At 63.2% G+C, this 15,734-nt stretch carries 10 protein-coding genes; 7 read left to right on the top strand and 3 right to left on the bottom strand.

Annotated features, from left to right (window positions below):
• Position 1: 1 nt before the first annotated feature.
• From GVL61_RS08615 to GVL61_RS08625, 3 genes are all read left to right on the top strand, one after another.
• Entirely contained in the window at positions 2 to 1,474 is a 1,473-nt protein-coding gene (locus tag GVL61_RS08615; protein ID WP_159978988.1) for a hypothetical protein, read from the top strand.
• An 81-nt stretch (positions 1,475 to 1,555) separates the two neighbouring features.
• Positions 1,556 to 2,233: a response regulator transcription factor gene (locus GVL61_RS08620; protein WP_200844686.1), complete on the top strand. Its 678-nt coding sequence runs from the start codon at positions 1,556 to 1,558 to the stop codon at positions 2,231 to 2,233.
• Positions 2,230 to 3,570, top strand: a complete 1,341-nt coding sequence (locus tag GVL61_RS08625) for a HAMP domain-containing sensor histidine kinase (RefSeq protein WP_159978990.1) — start codon at positions 2,230 to 2,232, stop codon at positions 3,568 to 3,570. The genes GVL61_RS08620 and GVL61_RS08625 overlap by 4 nt, the downstream gene beginning before the upstream one ends.
• Positions 3,571 to 3,732: 162 nt before the next feature.
• Here the strand turns inward: GVL61_RS08625 and GVL61_RS08630 are convergent, their stop codons facing one another.
• Complete coding sequence (locus GVL61_RS08630; protein ID WP_159978992.1) at positions 3,733 to 6,222, bottom strand: TonB-dependent receptor; 2,490 nt, start codon at positions 6,220 to 6,222, stop codon at positions 3,733 to 3,735.
• A gap of 595 nt (positions 6,223 to 6,817) precedes the next feature.
• On the opposite strand from GVL61_RS08630, the gene GVL61_RS08635 reads away from it, so the two are divergent.
• Genes GVL61_RS08635 through GVL61_RS08645 form a run of 3 tightly spaced genes read left to right on the top strand, consistent with a single transcriptional unit; the run spans position 6,818 to position 11,012 of the window.
• Positions 6,818 to 7,972 (top strand): HlyD family secretion protein, encoded by a 1,155-nt coding sequence (locus GVL61_RS08635; protein WP_159978994.1) that lies wholly within the window; start codon positions 6,818 to 6,820, stop codon positions 7,970 to 7,972.
• Positions 7,973 to 7,974: 2 nt separating this feature from the next.
• A complete protein-coding gene (locus tag GVL61_RS08640) occupies positions 7,975 to 9,534 on the top strand; it encodes an MDR family MFS transporter (protein ID WP_159978996.1) in 1,560 nt (519 codons plus the stop codon).
• Positions 9,534 to 11,012, top strand: a complete 1,479-nt coding sequence (locus tag GVL61_RS08645) for an efflux transporter outer membrane subunit (protein WP_159978998.1) — start codon at positions 9,534 to 9,536, stop codon at positions 11,010 to 11,012. Before GVL61_RS08640 ends, GVL61_RS08645 begins: the two co-directional genes overlap by 1 nt.
• An 11-nt stretch (positions 11,013 to 11,023) precedes the next feature.
• Here the strand turns inward: GVL61_RS08645 and GVL61_RS08650 are convergent, their stop codons facing one another.
• Complete coding sequence (locus GVL61_RS08650; protein ID WP_159979000.1) at positions 11,024 to 11,389, bottom strand: helix-turn-helix domain-containing protein; 366 nt, start codon at positions 11,387 to 11,389, stop codon at positions 11,024 to 11,026.
• Between the two features lie 100 nt (positions 11,390 to 11,489).
• Between GVL61_RS08650 and GVL61_RS08655 the strand changes: the two genes are divergently transcribed.
• Entirely contained in the window at positions 11,490 to 12,611 is a 1,122-nt protein-coding gene (locus GVL61_RS08655; protein ID WP_159979002.1) for an NADH:flavin oxidoreductase, read from the top strand.
• Between the two features lie 56 nt (positions 12,612 to 12,667).
• Here the strand turns inward: GVL61_RS08655 and GVL61_RS08660 are convergent, their stop codons facing one another.
• Entirely contained in the window at positions 12,668 to 15,430 is a 2,763-nt protein-coding gene (locus GVL61_RS08660; RefSeq protein WP_159979004.1) for a TonB-dependent receptor, read from the bottom strand.
• Between the last annotated feature and the right edge of the window lie 304 nt (positions 15,431 to 15,734).

A 15,734-nucleotide genomic window follows, 5' to 3' on the forward strand; every position in this document is an offset into this window, starting at 1 on the left:
CGTGCCGGCGGTTAACAGCTTCAAATCCATGCTGATCCTCGCCCTGCCAGCCCTGCTAGGCATTGCCGGGCTGGGCAAGGCCTGTGCCGCGATAGACGAGGCACCGTCGCCGCAAACTGCTCCCGGGGCCACGGCAGCGGCTGCGAAGCCGGGGGCATTGCCAACCGCCTCGCCTACTCCAGCCCTCCCGCCAGAGGCGCTCGACAAACTCTATCCCTTCTACATGCCGATGGGAGGCTTGCGGCAACCGGCGATAAAACTGACTGTCAAATGCGATGCCTCCCGTGCCGCCGGGCGGGAAGTATATGCAGGCCGCGACGGCGAATCGCTCTACGGCCGGGCCGAAGGCGGCTACGAATTCGTCTACGAAGCGTTCGATTCCGCCGGGCGGCCTTGCGTCTATCCCTTTGCGCCGTGGATGCCGCAGATCGTAGGTTCGCTGCAGGGCACACAGTATATCCTGCGCTCGTCGATACCGGGCCAGCGGGTAACGTTCCGCACCGGCAACGAGTGGGCCACCATCGACCTGCGGATGTTCGACATAGGCCAACAGCGCGTCCACTTCGAAATGCGGGACATCGAACTGGACTTTCCCGGCGCAGTCCAACCGATGGGTGCGGTCCATCTCGAGGCGGTCGGCACGGCCCGTCCCGGACTGCTGACGGCGGTGATCCGCCGCTCCAAGATCTATGGCGGCAAGAACGCGCTATTCGTGCCGGGCGGGCAGACCATGCTTTACATTGAGGACAGCGAACTGGCGGGCAATGTCGGCTCCAACGTCGATCAGGAGCATACCAGCTACATCAACGGCATCCTCGTTTCACATTTCCGCAACACCAGCTTCCATGGCCAGCTTGCCTGGCAGAACATCGCCAGCGGACACCAGATCAAGGACAAGGCGTACCTGCGCATCTACGAGAACGTGACCGTCTCGAACCGGCCGAACACCTCGACGCCTTCGGCAATGCCGCTGATCGACGCCTCTTCCTTCGGCTTCACCTGGTCGGACAACCTGCACCTCCAGCGCGTTGCCCCGGCACAGACTCCGCGCGACGCGCTGATCGACCTGCGCAGCGAAATTCTCTACGGCGCTCCGGAGAACTATCCGTGGAATGTCCTGGTTGACGGTAGCTGGCGGATGCCAGCATCGCCGCTGGCGATCCTCGACAAAGTCTACCTTTCGGTCTTCCTGAACACCACGATCGACAGTTTCCGCACCGAACCTTACGCCATCGCGCTCAGGCCGCAGGGCACGTCTATCGCGCCCGGCACCACCACGGTCGAGGGTAACGAGAACACTGCCCGCGCGCAGCAGCGCATGGTGTCGCTGGCTTTCAACACCACCGGACGGTTCAAACAGGTCTATTCGAACGAGGGCTGGACTTTCACCGATCCGGAACTGCCCGCCGGAGCCGAATGGGTGACCGACCGCGACGCCTTCATCCGCCATGCGCTGGGCTTGATCGGACGCTGAAGCGCGCGCCGGGGATAGCGTTACCCGCATCGTCGGCTATGCTGGCGGCGCCATAACACCCTATTGGGCCGAACCGTACTTATGAGTCTGCATATTCTTCTGGTCGAAGATGATCGCCAGCTTCAGCGGCAGCTCGCTGCGCAGCTTTCCCAGTTCGGGCACGAGGTTCAGACCGCCGACGACGGGCGTGAAGCCCTTGTGCTGCTTGGCCAACATGCCTTCGACATCCTGATCCTGGACTGGATGCTGCCCCACCTCGACGGCATCGCCCTGCTGCGTCAACTGCGCGATAACGGCATGAATGTGCCGGTGCTCATGCTCACCGCGCTGGGCCAGATTCCCGACAAGCTCGAAGGTTTCGAGGCTGGCGCCGACGACTACGTCGTCAAGCCCGTCGATGCCCTCGAACTGAATGCCCGGCTCCACGCCCTGCTGCGCGCCCGCCGCGTAACGGAGCAGCCTACCGACACGGTGAGCGCGGGCGACTTCCTTGTCAGCCCGTCGCGCGTGCTGGCCTGGCGCGGCGGCCAGGTGCTCAACCTGTCGCGTACCGAATTCAACCTGCTCCTCGAACTGGTGCGCGCGGACGGGGCGGTGGTCACACGGGCCATGCTGATAGAGCGCATCTGGGGCCATGATTTCGTGCCGACGACCAACATCATCGATTCCCACGTCAAGCATCTGCGCGCGAAGCTGATCCAGCACGGTCACGATCCGATCGGGACCGTGCGCGGGATCGGTTACCAACTGCGCGCATGAAAGGCACGCCCAGGTCGCTTCGCGGGCTGACCATAGCGTTCCTGTGCCTGTTCCTGACCGTCACGACGCTCGCCGGTCTGGGCACGTTCTTCGCGACGCTTTCGATGATCAACGTGCTGGTGGACAAGCGCATTGCGTTCGAAAGCGACGAGTTGGCCCCCGCCGGAACCGATATCCCGCGCAGTGAACTGGCCAGCCGTATCCTGCACCTTACCGGCCAGCGCGATACCGGAGACCTCGGACTGCTGCTGACCGATGCTCAAGGACGCACGATTGCCGGAAACACCCGTTTCTCCCGCGAACTACCACTGGGCTTCTCCTCGCTCAGCTGGCAGGATCGCATCGAGGGGCTCAGCTCCGGCCGCGTCTTCGTTCGCGACCTCCACGGCGGAATGCGCCTTGCCGTGTTCGCCGAGACCGAGCCGATCGACAACTATTTCTCCATCCGAAAACTCATTTACATCACGGGGTTCGGCGCGATTGTACTGGTCGTTCTGGTGGGCCTGCTAATGTTCCGCAGGCTCATCGGCCAGCGGATCGAGGCGATGCGCACAACGGTGGAATCGATCATCGACGGCGACCTTTCGCAGCGAGTACCCATCGTCGGCGACAGCGGCGAGTTCGATCAGCAGGCGGCCGCGTTCAACCGGATGCTCGACCGGATTGGTCAGCTTATGTCTGAAATTCGCAATGTTTCTAATAATATATCGCACGAACTTCGCACACCACTTGCAAGACTGCGTAATGAGTTGGCTTTGCTGGAACAGCGCAGTGACGCAGAGCCGGTGCGCGTCGAGCTCGCGCTCGCCACAGCGCAGGCCGACGACCTGCTGGGCATGTTCGGCGCCCTGCTGCGGATCGCCGAAATCGAGAGCGGTGCCCGCCGTGCCGGTTTCCGCCCGCTCGACGTCGACGTGCTGATCGCGGAAATCGCCGACATGGTGCGCCCCCTGGCCGAGGACGGTAACCAGCATCTGATTATCGGTCCGTGCGAAGCGGGCACGCTGGTCGGGGATCGACAGCTGCTGTCGCAGTTGGTGCATAACCTGCTCGAAAACGCGCTGAGGCATGGCCAAGAGGGGACCACCGTACAGATTTGCGCAATGCGGCGCGGTGACACTATTACCCTCGTGGTGACGGACGATGGCCCCGGAATTCCGGCTGAGCAACGTTCGCTGGTCCTGCGCAGGTTCGGAAGGATCGAGCGCAGGGGAAGTGGCTATGGCTTGGGGCTGCCTCTGGCCGACGCCATCGCCCGGCTGCACCGCGGAACCTTGACGCTGGGCGATGCCGGGCCTGAAGGCGGCCTAGAGGTCTCAGTCGTACTCCTCATTTGAGATAAAAAAACGGCGTGACGCTGGGGAGCGTCACGCCGATCAGTTTTGCGATCTTGCGGCGAGTTGAACTGCTCCCCCATCGAAAAGGAACATTTCTCCGCGTGGATCGCATTTCCAGAACCGTCGGCCCCATGAAGAAGGCCGATGGCGGGGGGAAAGCGATTAGAACTGGACGCTGGCGTCGATGCCGAAAGTGCGCGGCGCGTTGAAGTTGCCGTAATCGCCCAGGATATTGTTAACGCTGCCGGTCGATACGCTGGTGGTCGGCGCGCCGGGCAGGCTGTTCGACGGGTCGCGGCGGAAGACGTACTGCTCATTGAACAGGTTGCGACCCCACACTCCCAGCGTCAACTTGCGGTCGCCCACGCCGATGTCGGCCAGCGAGATGCGTCCATTGAAGATCAATGATGCATCGTTCTTGGTGGCGAACTGGTCGAAGGCCTGGGTGGCCTGCGAATAGTTGCCGTCGATGTGGAACTTCAGCGTGGTGTCGTTCTGTCCGATCGGCAGCGCATAGTCGATCGAGCCGCTGGCCGCGTTGCGCGGGGTGAACACGATGTAGAAGCGTTGATCAACGGTGGTCGAAGCACCGTTGGTTCCGGTGTAGGTGATCGGCACCAAGGGGATCTTGGTGTAGGTATAGGCATAAGATGCGTTGAGCGTCAGCCCTTCGACCGGGTTCACCGTCAGGTCGGCTTCGATGCCGCGGATCTTGGTGGTGCCGGGCGCGTTGATTGTGACCAGGTTGTTATAGTTGGAGCCGTTGAACGACTGGATCGAGCTGATGTCGACCTGGCTGTTCTTACGGTCCATGATGTAGCCGGCCAGGTTGAAACGGGCGCGGTGGTTCCAGAAATCGCTCTTGAGGCCGACTTCGTAAGACTTCACGTCCTCGGGGTTGAAGGCCTGGTAGTTGGCCGTACGCGAACTGGCACCGCCTGCGCGGTAGCCGGTGGCGTACTTGGCATAGACGTGCAGGTCGTCAGTGGCGTCATATGCCAGCGTGGCCATCGGATTGAAGCGGTTCCAGCTTTCGTCCAGCGGGGTATAGCCCGCCGCCGTCGCTGCTGCCGTGTTCACGTCGTAGTTCACGTTGCGCGAGAAGTGCAGCACGCCGCGCTTTTTGTCGTGAGTGTAGCGGCCGCCGACGGTCAGGTGAACCTTGTCGGTCGCGTTCCAGGTGGCCTGGCCATAGGCCGAGTAGCTTTTCGACCACACTTCCGAGGCACGATCGATCGAACGGCAGCCGACCTCGGAGCCGAACCCGCTTGAACCAGTGCAGGAGTTCAGGATCGTGTAAACGGCCTGACCGGCGCTGTTCAGATACACGCCGTTGGAGTTCGGCGTCGCCGCGTCGTCGCTGACATGCTCGTTGAAGTAGTAGAGGCCGGCGACGTAATCGACGCTGCCGACAGTGCCGACAGCCTGGAGTTCCTGGCTGAACTGGCGCTGGCGCAGGTCGGCAAGGCTATAGCGGCTGAAGGCGCAGGGTGCTGCGGCGGTGCAGGCGGCGGTCAGGTTGACCACCGGCACGCGGTGCGCGCCGCCGCTGTTGTCCCACTGCGTTGCATCAACACCGCGCCATGCGGTGATCGCGCGCAGCTCGATCTCAGGCGAGACGGTCCACTTCAGCGAGTTGGTGAAGCCGTGGGTCTTGTCGACGCTGGGCTGCTGCGGCACGCCGATGTCGGCCACCTTCATCCGCGTCTTGCCGTTGACGACGACGGCCGGCGTCAACGACTTCACGGTGCCCGTGAGGTTGGTGTACTGCGTGCCCGGCAGGGTGCAGGCAGCGCTGGCAGCCTGGGTTCCGGCGACGCAGCCATTGGGGTTGTAGTTCAGCAGCTGGCTGTAGAACGGCGTATTGGCATCACGTGCGACATCGTATGAGAAGTCGTCGGTGATGCTGCTGGTCGGCTGCCAGCGCACGGCCACGCGGCCACCCTTACGATGGTACTGGTTGAAGCCGGCCTGGCCAGCGAGCGGGTTCTTGGTAGTCGGGTCCTGGTGCTGCAGCACGCCGTCCAGCTTCACGCTGAAGCCGGCAAACTTAGGCAGGTCGAGGTGGATGTCACCGTTATAGGAACCGTAAGTACCGAAACCGCCGCCGGCGCGGCCGCCGAACTCGCCGGTCGGGGCCTTGCTGACGATGCTCAGTGCGCCGCCTTCGGTGTTGCGGCCGAACAGTGTGCCCTGCGGGCCCTTGAGGACTTCGACGCGCTCAACGTCGAACAGCGCGGCGTTGAGGCCGTGCTGGCGGCCAAGATACACGCCGTCGACATAGATGCCCACGCCCTGTTCGCGAGCGGGCTGGTTGGCGTCGAGCGGCACGATGCCGCGAATGCCGATGGTCAGCGCGCTCTGGCGGGCCTCGAAGGTAGCGATGCGCAGCGAGGGGATGGCGCCGTCGGCAAGGTCGTAGAGGCTCTGGACGTGACGGTCCTTGAGCGTCTCGGTACTCATGACCGCCATTGCGATCGGAGTTTCCTGAAGGTTCGTCTCACGCTTGGTCGCGGTGACGACAATATCGCCCAGCCCCAAATCCGCGGCATCTGCGGCAGTTGCCGGCGCCTCGGCGAACGCGCTCGTCGAGGCCATGCTCGCAAGCACCGACCCGGCGAGAAGCGCCGCGCGGACAGTTTTGTTTAACATGATGAAAACACACCCTTTTAGAAACATTTTTGCTCTGCAAGGGTGGCTAGTATGGCAACAACAAGACACTTAGATTTAGGTTTGAAGACACCGGCGTCACCCGGTCTTCATGTTCATCTCATTTTGGGTATAAATAACTGGATTACAGGCATTAATTTCCGCTTTTAGGAGGGAAAAATTTGTTTTTGGGATGAAAAAGCCCGGCGCCTTGCAAAGGCGCCAACCTTCGGCGTCAGGCGGTTCTCGCGGGCCTGCGAAACTCCTGTTCTATACGGTTGCCCGCCCGGCTCAGCCGACCAGCATCAACGCGGTCAGGAACAATATCAGTGCCACGAAGCTCATTCCGCACAACATGCCCAGCGGGCAGGCGTGGATGCTCGGGTCGTACCTCTCCATAAACCGACTCTCCGTCGACTTTTATTATCGAACTAAATTACGCCTCGCTGCGCCTTCCGGCAAGCCGCCCCACCGATATCTGCGCCCGGAATCAGGCCCCATCGCCGGATTTTGCAACCGGCGAAATGCGTAAGGCTTGAACAACGCACCTGCACAATGATCTTGACGCCATGGCCGCCTGCAGCGATCAGCCGCGCTGATGGTTGAAACTCCCCCCCAGCAAGACCGCGAAACCGAAACCTCCGACTCAGGGCGCCGTGCGCTCAGTGGCAGGACAAGGGCGATACTTATCGTCGTTGCGATTGTCGCGCTTGTCGCTGCCGGGCTATGGTACTGGCGCCACAAGACCTACGGCCAGTACTTCGAGGAAACCGACGACGCCCAGATCCGCGCCGATGCGGTGGCAATCGCGCCCAAGGTCAGCGGCTATGTCACCGAAGTGCTGGTGGACGACAACCAGGATGTCAAGCAGGGCGAGGCTCTGGCCCGGATCGATCCGGGTGACTACGATGCCAAGGTAGCACAGGCGCGCGCCCAGATCGCGCAGGCAGTCGCCGGAGCAGAGAATGCCCGCGCCGGAATCGCCGAACAGCAGGCCGCCATCGTACAGGCCCAGGCGCAGCTTGCCGCCGCGCGCACCAAGGCGGCGCATGATGCCGCCGAAGTGGCACGCTACGCCCCCCTCGCCGCCAGCGGCGCCGAAACCCGCCAGCAGCTCGACCAACTGCGCCTTGCCGCCGCGCAATCCGCACAGCAACTGCGGCAGCAGCAGGCCGCGCTCGAGATGCAGAAGCGTCATGTGATGGGTATAGAGGCACAGGTCCGCCAGGCCGAGGCGCAAGGGCAAGGCGCCCGCGCCCAGCTCGATGCCGCTGGTATCGACTTGTCCGCCACTCGCCTTACCGCGCCAGTCGCAGGGCGCATCGGCGACAAGACGGTTCGTATCGGCCAGTTCGTGCAAGCCGGCACCCGGCTGATGTCGGTCGTGCCGCTGAGCAAGCTTTACGTCGTCGCCAACTTCAAAGAAACCCAGCTTGCGCTGATGCGCCCCGGCCAGCCTGCCAAGATTTCCGTCGACGCGCTTTCGGGCGTCGAGGTCGATGGACGGGTCGCCAGCGTTTCTCCAGGCACCGGCGCGCAATTCTCGATCCTACCGCCGGAGAACGCGACGGGCAACTTCACAAAGATCGTCCAGCGCGTGCCCGTGCGCCTTGTCATCGAGGCCCCGGCATCGGCGCGGCAGGTGCTGGTGCCGGGTCTTTCGGTAAAAGTTACCGTCGACACCCGCAGTGCCAAAGACGAACTGCAACGCATCGAGGATGACCAGGAGCGGCTCGAAGCGAAGGCCCGCTGACCGTGGCAAGCGCCGCTCTCCCCGGTCATCCGCCGCGCCCCGAACGGGCCGATCTCAGCGCCTGGCTGGCGGTGGCGGCGGGTACGCTGGGCGCGCTTATGGCGACGCTCGACATCTCGATCGTCAACTCCGCTCTCCCCACCATCCAGGGTGAAATAGGCGCCACCGGCACCGAAGGCGCCTGGGTGGCGACCTCCTACCTCGTCGCCGAGATCATCATCATCCCGCTATCCGCCTGGCTGGAGCGCCTGCTGGGCCTGCGCACTTTCCTGCTGATCGCGGTCGCCCTGTTCACCGGCTTCTCGATCCTGTGCGGCTTCGCCAATTCGCTGATGATCATGATCATCGGCCGTGTCGGGCAAGGGATCACCGGCGGGGCAATGATCCCCACAGCGCAGACCATCATCGCCCAGCGCCTGCCGCGCAGCCAGCAATCCATCGGCACCGCCGCGTTCGGCGTCGTCGCCATCCTGGGCCCACTGATCGGCCCTCTCGTGGGTGGCTGGCTGGCCGAGAACCTGAGCTGGCACTACGCCTTTTTTCTCAACGTGCCGATCTCCGTCATTCTCATCACCCTCCTGGTCGTCGGCCTGCCGCATCAGCCCTCCAAGCTGCACCTGCTGCGCGAGGCGGACTGGGTGGGCATCGTCGGCCTTGCACTCGGCATGGGCGGGCTCACCGTGTTTTTGGAGGAAGGGTCGCGCGAGGAATGGTTCGCCTCCCCACTGATCCAGGCCATGGCGGCGACCAGCGCATTCGGCTTCCTGCTGCTCTTCTACGGCCAATTCACCGCGCGGCGCCCGGTCATCAAGCTCAGTCTTCTGCTCGACCGGCAATTCGGATCGGTGGCGCTGATGGGCATGGCACTGGGCGTAGTGCTTTACGGCACGTCCTATGCGATCCCGCAGTTCCTTGCTGCCATTGCCGATTACAATGCGCTGCAATCGGGCAAAGTCGTTCTGCTTTCAGGCATCCCCAGCATCCTCCTCATGCCGTTCGTGCCCTTGCTGCTCAAGCATGTCGATATCCGCATCGCGGTGGCCTTCGGCATGGGGATCATGGGATTGTCGGCCTGGATGGAATCAGGGCTGACCCTCAATTCAACCGGCGGCGATTTCACCGAATCCCAGCTCATGCGCGGTATCGGTCAGATCATGGGCATGCTGTTCCTGAGCCAGGCGGTGGTCCAGTCGGTCCCCCCGGAAGACGCAGGCGATGCCTCCGGCCTGTTCAACTCCATGCGTAATCTGGGCGGCAGCTTCGCGCTGGCGGGCATATCGATCCTCCAGCAGAACCGCGTCTGGCTGCATTCGCGTCGGATGGAAGAAACGCTCAACGCAAATTCGCCGGACGTGCAGGGTTACGTCACCGGCCTTGGGCAGGCAATCGGGAGCCCCGATGCGGGCATCCGCCTGCTCGGCCAGCAAATCCAGGGACAGGCGCTCGTCATGACCTACAACGACATCTTTTTCGTGATGAGCATGGTGACGATCTGCGTCATCCCGCTCGTGCTCTTCCTGCGGCCGCTGCCGCGAAATGCCTCGATGGCGGGGATGCACTGATGCGGCGTGCCTTTGTACTCCTGACCGCGACTTGCGTGGCCGCCTGCACCTCCGGTCCCGACTACGCTGGACCGCCCGGCGTCGCGAGCACGGCGGCGACACGCGGCACTTTCGTGCGCGCGGCTGACCCGTCGCTGGCAGCCGGTCCCGGCCTCGCACGGTGGTGGGAGACGCTAGGCGATGCCACTCTCACCCGCCTCGTCGACGAAACCCTCAGCGGCAGTCCCAACATCGAAGCAGCGCAGGCGCGCATCCGCGAAGCGCGCGCAAAGCTGGAACAGGGCCGCGCCAACCTGCTCCCCACTGCATCGGTGACGGGCATGTTCGTCCACGCACGCCTGCCCGGCACAGGCCTCGGCGCGCTTGCCGGCGAGGGATCGTCAGAGGGCGGGGAAGGAGACTCGTCTTCCGGTAGCTCCAACGCGCTCAATTTCTACAACGTGGGCGCCAGCGTATCCTGGGAGCCGGACCTGTTCGGCGGCAAGCGGCGCGGCGTGGAAGCGGCGCGCGATACGCTAGACCAGCGGTATGCCGACCTTGCAGACGCCCAGGTGTCGTTGAGCGCGCAGGTCGCGCAGTCCTACGTCAATTTGCGCGACGTAGAGGAACGCGCCCGCCTCAACGCCCGGTCGAGCGAACTGCAGCGCCGCGCGCTGGACCTCTCGCGCCAGCGCCTTGCGGCAGGCACAGCCTCGGAGCTGCAGGTGGAGCGGCTGCAGACAGAACTGGCCTCGACCGACGCGCAGAACGTCCCGCTCACTGCACAGATCGCGATCTACAAGGACGCGCTGGCGGTGCTGACCGGCCGCGCACCGGGAGAGCTGGACGCTATGCTCGAGACCAGCGCGCCGGTTCCCCTGCCCCCTGCCTCGGTTCCGATCGGCGATCCGGCCACGCTGATTGCGCATCGCCCCGACGTGCGCTCGGCGGAACGCGCTTTGGCGGCCAGCACGGCGAACATCGGTGTGAAGAAAGCGCAGGCCCTGCCCGGCATCAAGTTCTCCGGCATTCTCGGCCTTGGCGGCACCGAGCCGGGCGACGTGCTCGATCCGGGCAACCTTGCCGCGCTACTGATGCCGCAGCTCAGTTGGCCGATCCTCGATTTCGGCCGCAACCGCAGCACCGTGCGCGAGGCCGAGGCCCAGCGCGACGGGGCGCAGGCGCAGTACCGCCAATCGGTCCTCGCCGCGCTTCAGGATGCCGAGGACAGCCTTGCCCGCTTCGGCGCGACCCGCCGCCAACTGGCACAGCTGACCGGCGCGGAGCAGAGCGCGACTCGCGCCGCGGGTCTCAACCGGCAGCGCTTCGCGGCGGGCACCTCAAGCCTGATCGACCAGCTCGATATCGAACGCCAGCAGCTTTCCGCCGCGATTGCAGTGGCGCAGGCGCGGGCACAGCTGACGATCGACTACATCGCGGTGCAAAAAGCACTCGGCCTGGGCTGGAGCGACGAGCGGGGCCAGCAACCCGCCAGCTAAACCGGCAGCACCTAGGCTGCGAAGCGCTGGTCGAACTCCTGCCGCGCTTCCTCCACTTGGTCCAGATTGACCACGGTCCAGTTGTAGAGCGCCTTGAACGGCACCTGCAGCGAACGGCCGAGCGGGGAAATCTCGTACTCGACGGCGACTGGCGATGCCGGGATGACGCGCCGCGTGAGCAGGCCGTTGCGCTCCAGACGGCGCAGGCACTGCGTGAGCGCCTTCTGGGTGACGCCTTCCAGATGGCGCTTGATCGAGTTGAACCGCATCGGCCCCGGATCGAGGACCGCCAGCACCATCATCGACCACTTGTCGGCAAGCTGATCGAACAGCAGCCGGCTCGGGCAATCGACCACGAAACGTTGACATTCGGCCATGTGGTATCCTCCGGTATACCTGGGCGATCCAGGGTGCCTCATTGACGTCAAGTATCCAAGATATACCTAGTGCGCCTGCGCTTCAATGGAGACTATCCGCATGACCGCTTCTGCCACCGATATCCTGTTCCGTCCGTTTCGTATCGGCTCGCTCGAACTGCCCAACCGCATCGTCATGGCGCCGATGACCCGTTCAATCACGGACGAGGGCATCCCCGTAGCCGCCAATGCCGACTATTACCGGCGCCGCGCCGAAGGCGGCGTAGGTCTGATCCTCTCCGAAGGCACGGTGGTGGACCGCCCTGCCTCGCGCAACGACGCAGGTATTCCCTTCTTCCACGGCGATGCCGCGCTGGCAGGCTGGAAAGGCGTGATCGACGCCGTCCACGGTGCCGGTGGGCGTATGGGTCCGCAGCTTTGGCACACTGGCGCAGTCAAGAGCTTCCTGACCGAGTGGACTCCTGAAACGCCGGCGGAAAGTCCCTCTGGCTTGGATGCGCCCGGCGTCCCGCGCGGCGTGGCTATGGACGATGCGGCCATCGCCGACACCATTGCCGCCTTCGCGCGCGCTGCCGCCGATGCCAAGCGCCTGGGCTTCGACACCGTCGAACTTCACGGGGCGCACGGCTATCTCATCGACCAGTTCTTCTGGGCGGGCACCAACTTGCGCAGCGACCGCTATGGCGGCACCACCCTGCGCGAGCGTTCGCGCTTCGCGGCGGAGATCGTCGCGGCGGTCCGCGCGGCAGTGGGCCCCGACTTTCCGATCATCCTGCGGGTGAGCCAGTGGAAGCAGCAGGACTACGAGGCGCGCCTGGCCGAAACGCCCGAACTGATGGCTGACTGGCTGCAACCGCTGGTTGATGCCGGTGTGAACGTGCTGCACTGCTCGCAGCGCCGCTTCTGGGAGCCGGAATTCCCCGAGATTGATGGCGACAAGGGTCTGAACTTCGCCGGCTGGGCCAAGAAGTTGACGGGCGTGGCGACGATCAGCGTCGGATCGGTGGGCCTGTCGGGCGATTTCATGGCCGCGTTCGGCGGAGAAAGCTCCACCTCGACCGGTCTCGACGGCCTGATCGAACGTATGGAGCGCGACGAATTCGATCTCATCGCAGTTGGCCGCGCCCTCATCAGCGATCCGCAGTGGACCGCCAAGGTTCGTGCGGGCAATGGCGCCGACCTCAAGGGCTTCGACGCTTCGACTCTGGCCGAACTGGTCTGACAACGGACAAATGAAAAGGCCGGGGAGCGGTAATTTCGCTCCCCGGCCCAGTTTCCTCAGAAGTTCACCGTCAGTCCGGTGAAGAAAGTGCGCCCATAGACGTCATACGTCGACGGGTAGGTATTGGCCTGTTCCTGGTTGTCACCCAGGATCGGCGGCTTGCGGTTGAACATGTTGTTCATGCCGACGTTCCAGGTGAACCGCTTGGCGATGTCGAAGCTCGCGGTCAGGTCGAAGTAGTCGTAGGCCTTGATCTTCTCGACGGTGTAAACGGTCGAGGCATCGTCGTCCTTCACCGACGAGAGGTGCCGCCAGGCGAGCGAGAGCGTAGTGCCCTCGGTTGCCCAGGTCACGCGGCTGTTGAGGCGCCACTTGGCATAGACGTTGCCGCACAGCAGCCCGAAGCTGCCCGTGCAGTTGACCGAAAGGTCGGACAGCGCAGCGATCGGCTTGAAGGCCCAGCCCAGCAGGCGGGTGCCCGAAACGCGCAGGTTCAGCTTGCTCTCGTTGTGCGTGCCGAAGGCCAGCGGAACGGTGTACTGCGCATCGAAGTCGATGCCGTCGGTCTTCACGCCGCCGGAGTTGGTCAGATTGTCGATCGCACCGGTGATCGTGTAGCTGTTCGCATCACGCGGCAACAACGAGCAGTAGCTGGTGTCGTAGCCGCCGAAGCAGGCGTTGATGATGTTTGCGGTACCTGCTGCGGTGATGAAATTGTCGATCTTGATGTGGTAGTAATCGACCGTGAACGACAGGCCCGGAATCGCCCGCGGCTGCAGGATGGCACCGAACGTATAGGTGTTCGCAGTCTCTTCGCGCAGGTTGCGGTTGCCGCCGTTGTAGCTGTCGATCTGCGTGTCGCTGCCATTGTACGGTGTGCCGACATAGTTCGCCGGAACACCGGACGCGACGCAGGCTGCCACGAGGGTAGCGTTCTCGCCAGCGCCGGTCACGGCGCATGGGTCGGACGCGACTTCGAAGTTCTGGGCGCTGCCGCTGTAGAGGTCGTTGACGGTAGGCGCACGCACCGCACGCGAGAACTGCCCGCGCAGGCTGATGTCCTTGATGGGCGCCCAGACCAGACCAGCCGAGAAGGTGCCGACCGACTTTGCCGCCGTCGAGTAATACGAATACCGCGCCGCACCGTTGAAATCGAGCCGCTCGATGAAGGGGCGGTCGGCGATCAGCGGCACGTTGATCTCGGCGAACAGTTCCTTGACGTTGTAGCCGCCCGAGGTAGGCTCCGAAGCGTTGAAGCCGATCACGTCGCCCGATGCCAGGGCTGCGTCCGGGTTGAACGAGCCGTGCTCGCTGCGATATTCCGCGCCGATCGCGAGACCGGCATAACCGGCACCGAGGTCGAACAGGCTGTCGTTGGTGATCGCGGCGCTGACGACCTTCTCGGTGATCGTGGAGCGGTTCATCGTGTCGATAGAGATGAAGTCTGCCGCGGCCTGGCTGATGTTGCCCGCGCCGAAGATGTTCAGCGGGACGCAGCCGTTGCTGGTGTCCGAACAGACGAGGTTGCCGGAACTGTCGTAAGTCGTAAGCAGGGCCTGCTGCACAGCGCTGGCCGAAACATTGCCGTACTGGCGCTCGACGCGCTTGGTGCGCGAGAAGCTGCCGTAGATGTCGTAGCTCCAGTCACCGTCGATGGTCCCCCGCGCTCCCAGCACGGCGCGATAGGCCTTGCTGTCCACGTTGGAGATGCGCGCGCCCACTTCGCTCAGGCGGCGGTACACGGAAGCCGAGGTATATCCATCGCCATCGGTGTCGAAGCCGGAAAGCAGCGACTGGCTGCCGGCGCTGAGAAACGAGGAATCGGTGTCGAGCGAGAACGTCCCCGTCAGCGGGGTCGGCGCCAGCTGGTTGGCGACGCGGTTGTGGACGTACTGTCCCTCGGCATAGAGCGTCAGGTGATCGCTGACATCAAAATGCGCCTGGCCGGACAGCAACTCGCGCTTCTGCGGAACCTGAAGATAATTGTCCGGGGCGTAGTTGTAGGCGTCGGTGCTACCGTCGTAGACCGAATAGCTGCCGTCCTGCGCAAACTTGTAGCGGTTGCCCCCCACTGCGATCGCACCCTGCGGAATCGAACTGGAGCCGCCTGCGGAAAGGCCGCCCTCGCCGTCGTCGGTCTGGGCCACTGAGGTGTAGCTGCGCGCCGACTGCAGGATCGACTTGCGCTTCATGTAATCGCCGTAAAGCGTAATGTTGCCCCGGCCATCGGCGAAGTTCTTACCCACAAGCAGGCCGCCGGAGTACTGTGCGCCATCGCCGGAATCGGTGATGCGGTAGTTACCGTTGGCCTGGATGCCTTCGAAGTCCTGTTTGGTCACGAAGTTGATGACGCCGCTGACCGCATCCGAACCGTAGACGGCGGACTTGCCGCCGGTCACCACGTCGACGCGCTCGATCAGCGCGGTCGGGATCGTGTTGAGATCGACGATCTGGTTGGTGTCGTAGGAAACATAGCGGCGGCCGTTGACCAAGACCAGCGTGCGCGCGGAACCAAGACCGCGCAGATCGGCGGTAGCGACGCCGTCGCCCGGGTTGTTGGACGCGCCGGTCGAACCGGGAAGGATCTGCGGCAGGTCCTTCAGGATATTCTCGACGTTGACCTGGCCGGTGAGCTTCAGTTCTTTCTCGCTCAGCGCCATGATCGGGGCAGCCTGTTCGAGGTTGGCGTTCGTCAGGCGCGAGCCGGTGACGACGATGGCCTCGCCCTCAGCGGTATCGCCTTCCTGTGCCTGTGCGGCGCAGGGAAGGCCCATAAGAAGGGTGGACGCCAGCAGCAGGCGCTTCATCTCGGATGTCATTGATGCTCCTTTCGCGGATTCCGGCGGGACCGAAGTCCGCAACGCCGGAAGCAGGCGGCGGCGTTTGCCCCCGCAAGCATCGGACTGTCATCCTTTATTCAATAACCCGATGAATAACTAACACTATGCGTTGCATTTCAACAACAAATATTTCATTTTATGATAATTATGTGAAATATAAATGAAATATGTTTCTTTACAATTCAAATTGTCAATAGATAATATAATTCGATATTCGCTAACTATAAGTAAAATTATAGAAATAAATATTAATTTATACAATTACTAAAACACCCAAATACAT

Origin of the sequence: Novosphingobium sp. 18050 (genome assembly GCF_902706195.1) — a bacterium.
Classification (GTDB): Bacteria; Pseudomonadota; Alphaproteobacteria; order Sphingomonadales; family Sphingomonadaceae; genus Novosphingobium.

What these genes read in the sequence shown, in the direction of transcription:
- GVL61_RS08620 (WP_200844686.1), top strand. Translation starts at nt 1,556, where the DNA reads ATGAGTCTGCATATTCTTCTGGTCGAAGATGATCGCCAGCTTCAGCGG.
- GVL61_RS08625 (WP_159978990.1), top strand. Translation starts at nt 2,230, where the DNA reads ATGAAAGGCACGCCCAGGTCGCTTCGCGGGCTGACCATAGCGTTCCTG.
- GVL61_RS08630 (WP_159978992.1), bottom strand. Translation starts at nt 6,222, where the DNA reads ATGTTAAACAAAACTGTCCGCGCGGCGCTTCTCGCCGGGTCGGTGCTT.
- GVL61_RS08635 (WP_159978994.1), top strand. Translation starts at nt 6,818, where the DNA reads ATGGTTGAAACTCCCCCCCAGCAAGACCGCGAAACCGAAACCTCCGAC.
- GVL61_RS08645 (WP_159978998.1), top strand. Translation starts at nt 9,534, where the DNA reads ATGCGGCGTGCCTTTGTACTCCTGACCGCGACTTGCGTGGCCGCCTGC.
- GVL61_RS08650 (WP_159979000.1), bottom strand. Translation starts at nt 11,389, where the DNA reads ATGGCCGAATGTCAACGTTTCGTGGTCGATTGCCCGAGCCGGCTGCTG.
- GVL61_RS08655 (WP_159979002.1), top strand. Translation starts at nt 11,490, where the DNA reads ATGACCGCTTCTGCCACCGATATCCTGTTCCGTCCGTTTCGTATCGGC.
- GVL61_RS08660 (WP_159979004.1), bottom strand. Translation starts at nt 15,430, where the DNA reads ATGACATCCGAGATGAAGCGCCTGCTGCTGGCGTCCACCCTTCTTATG.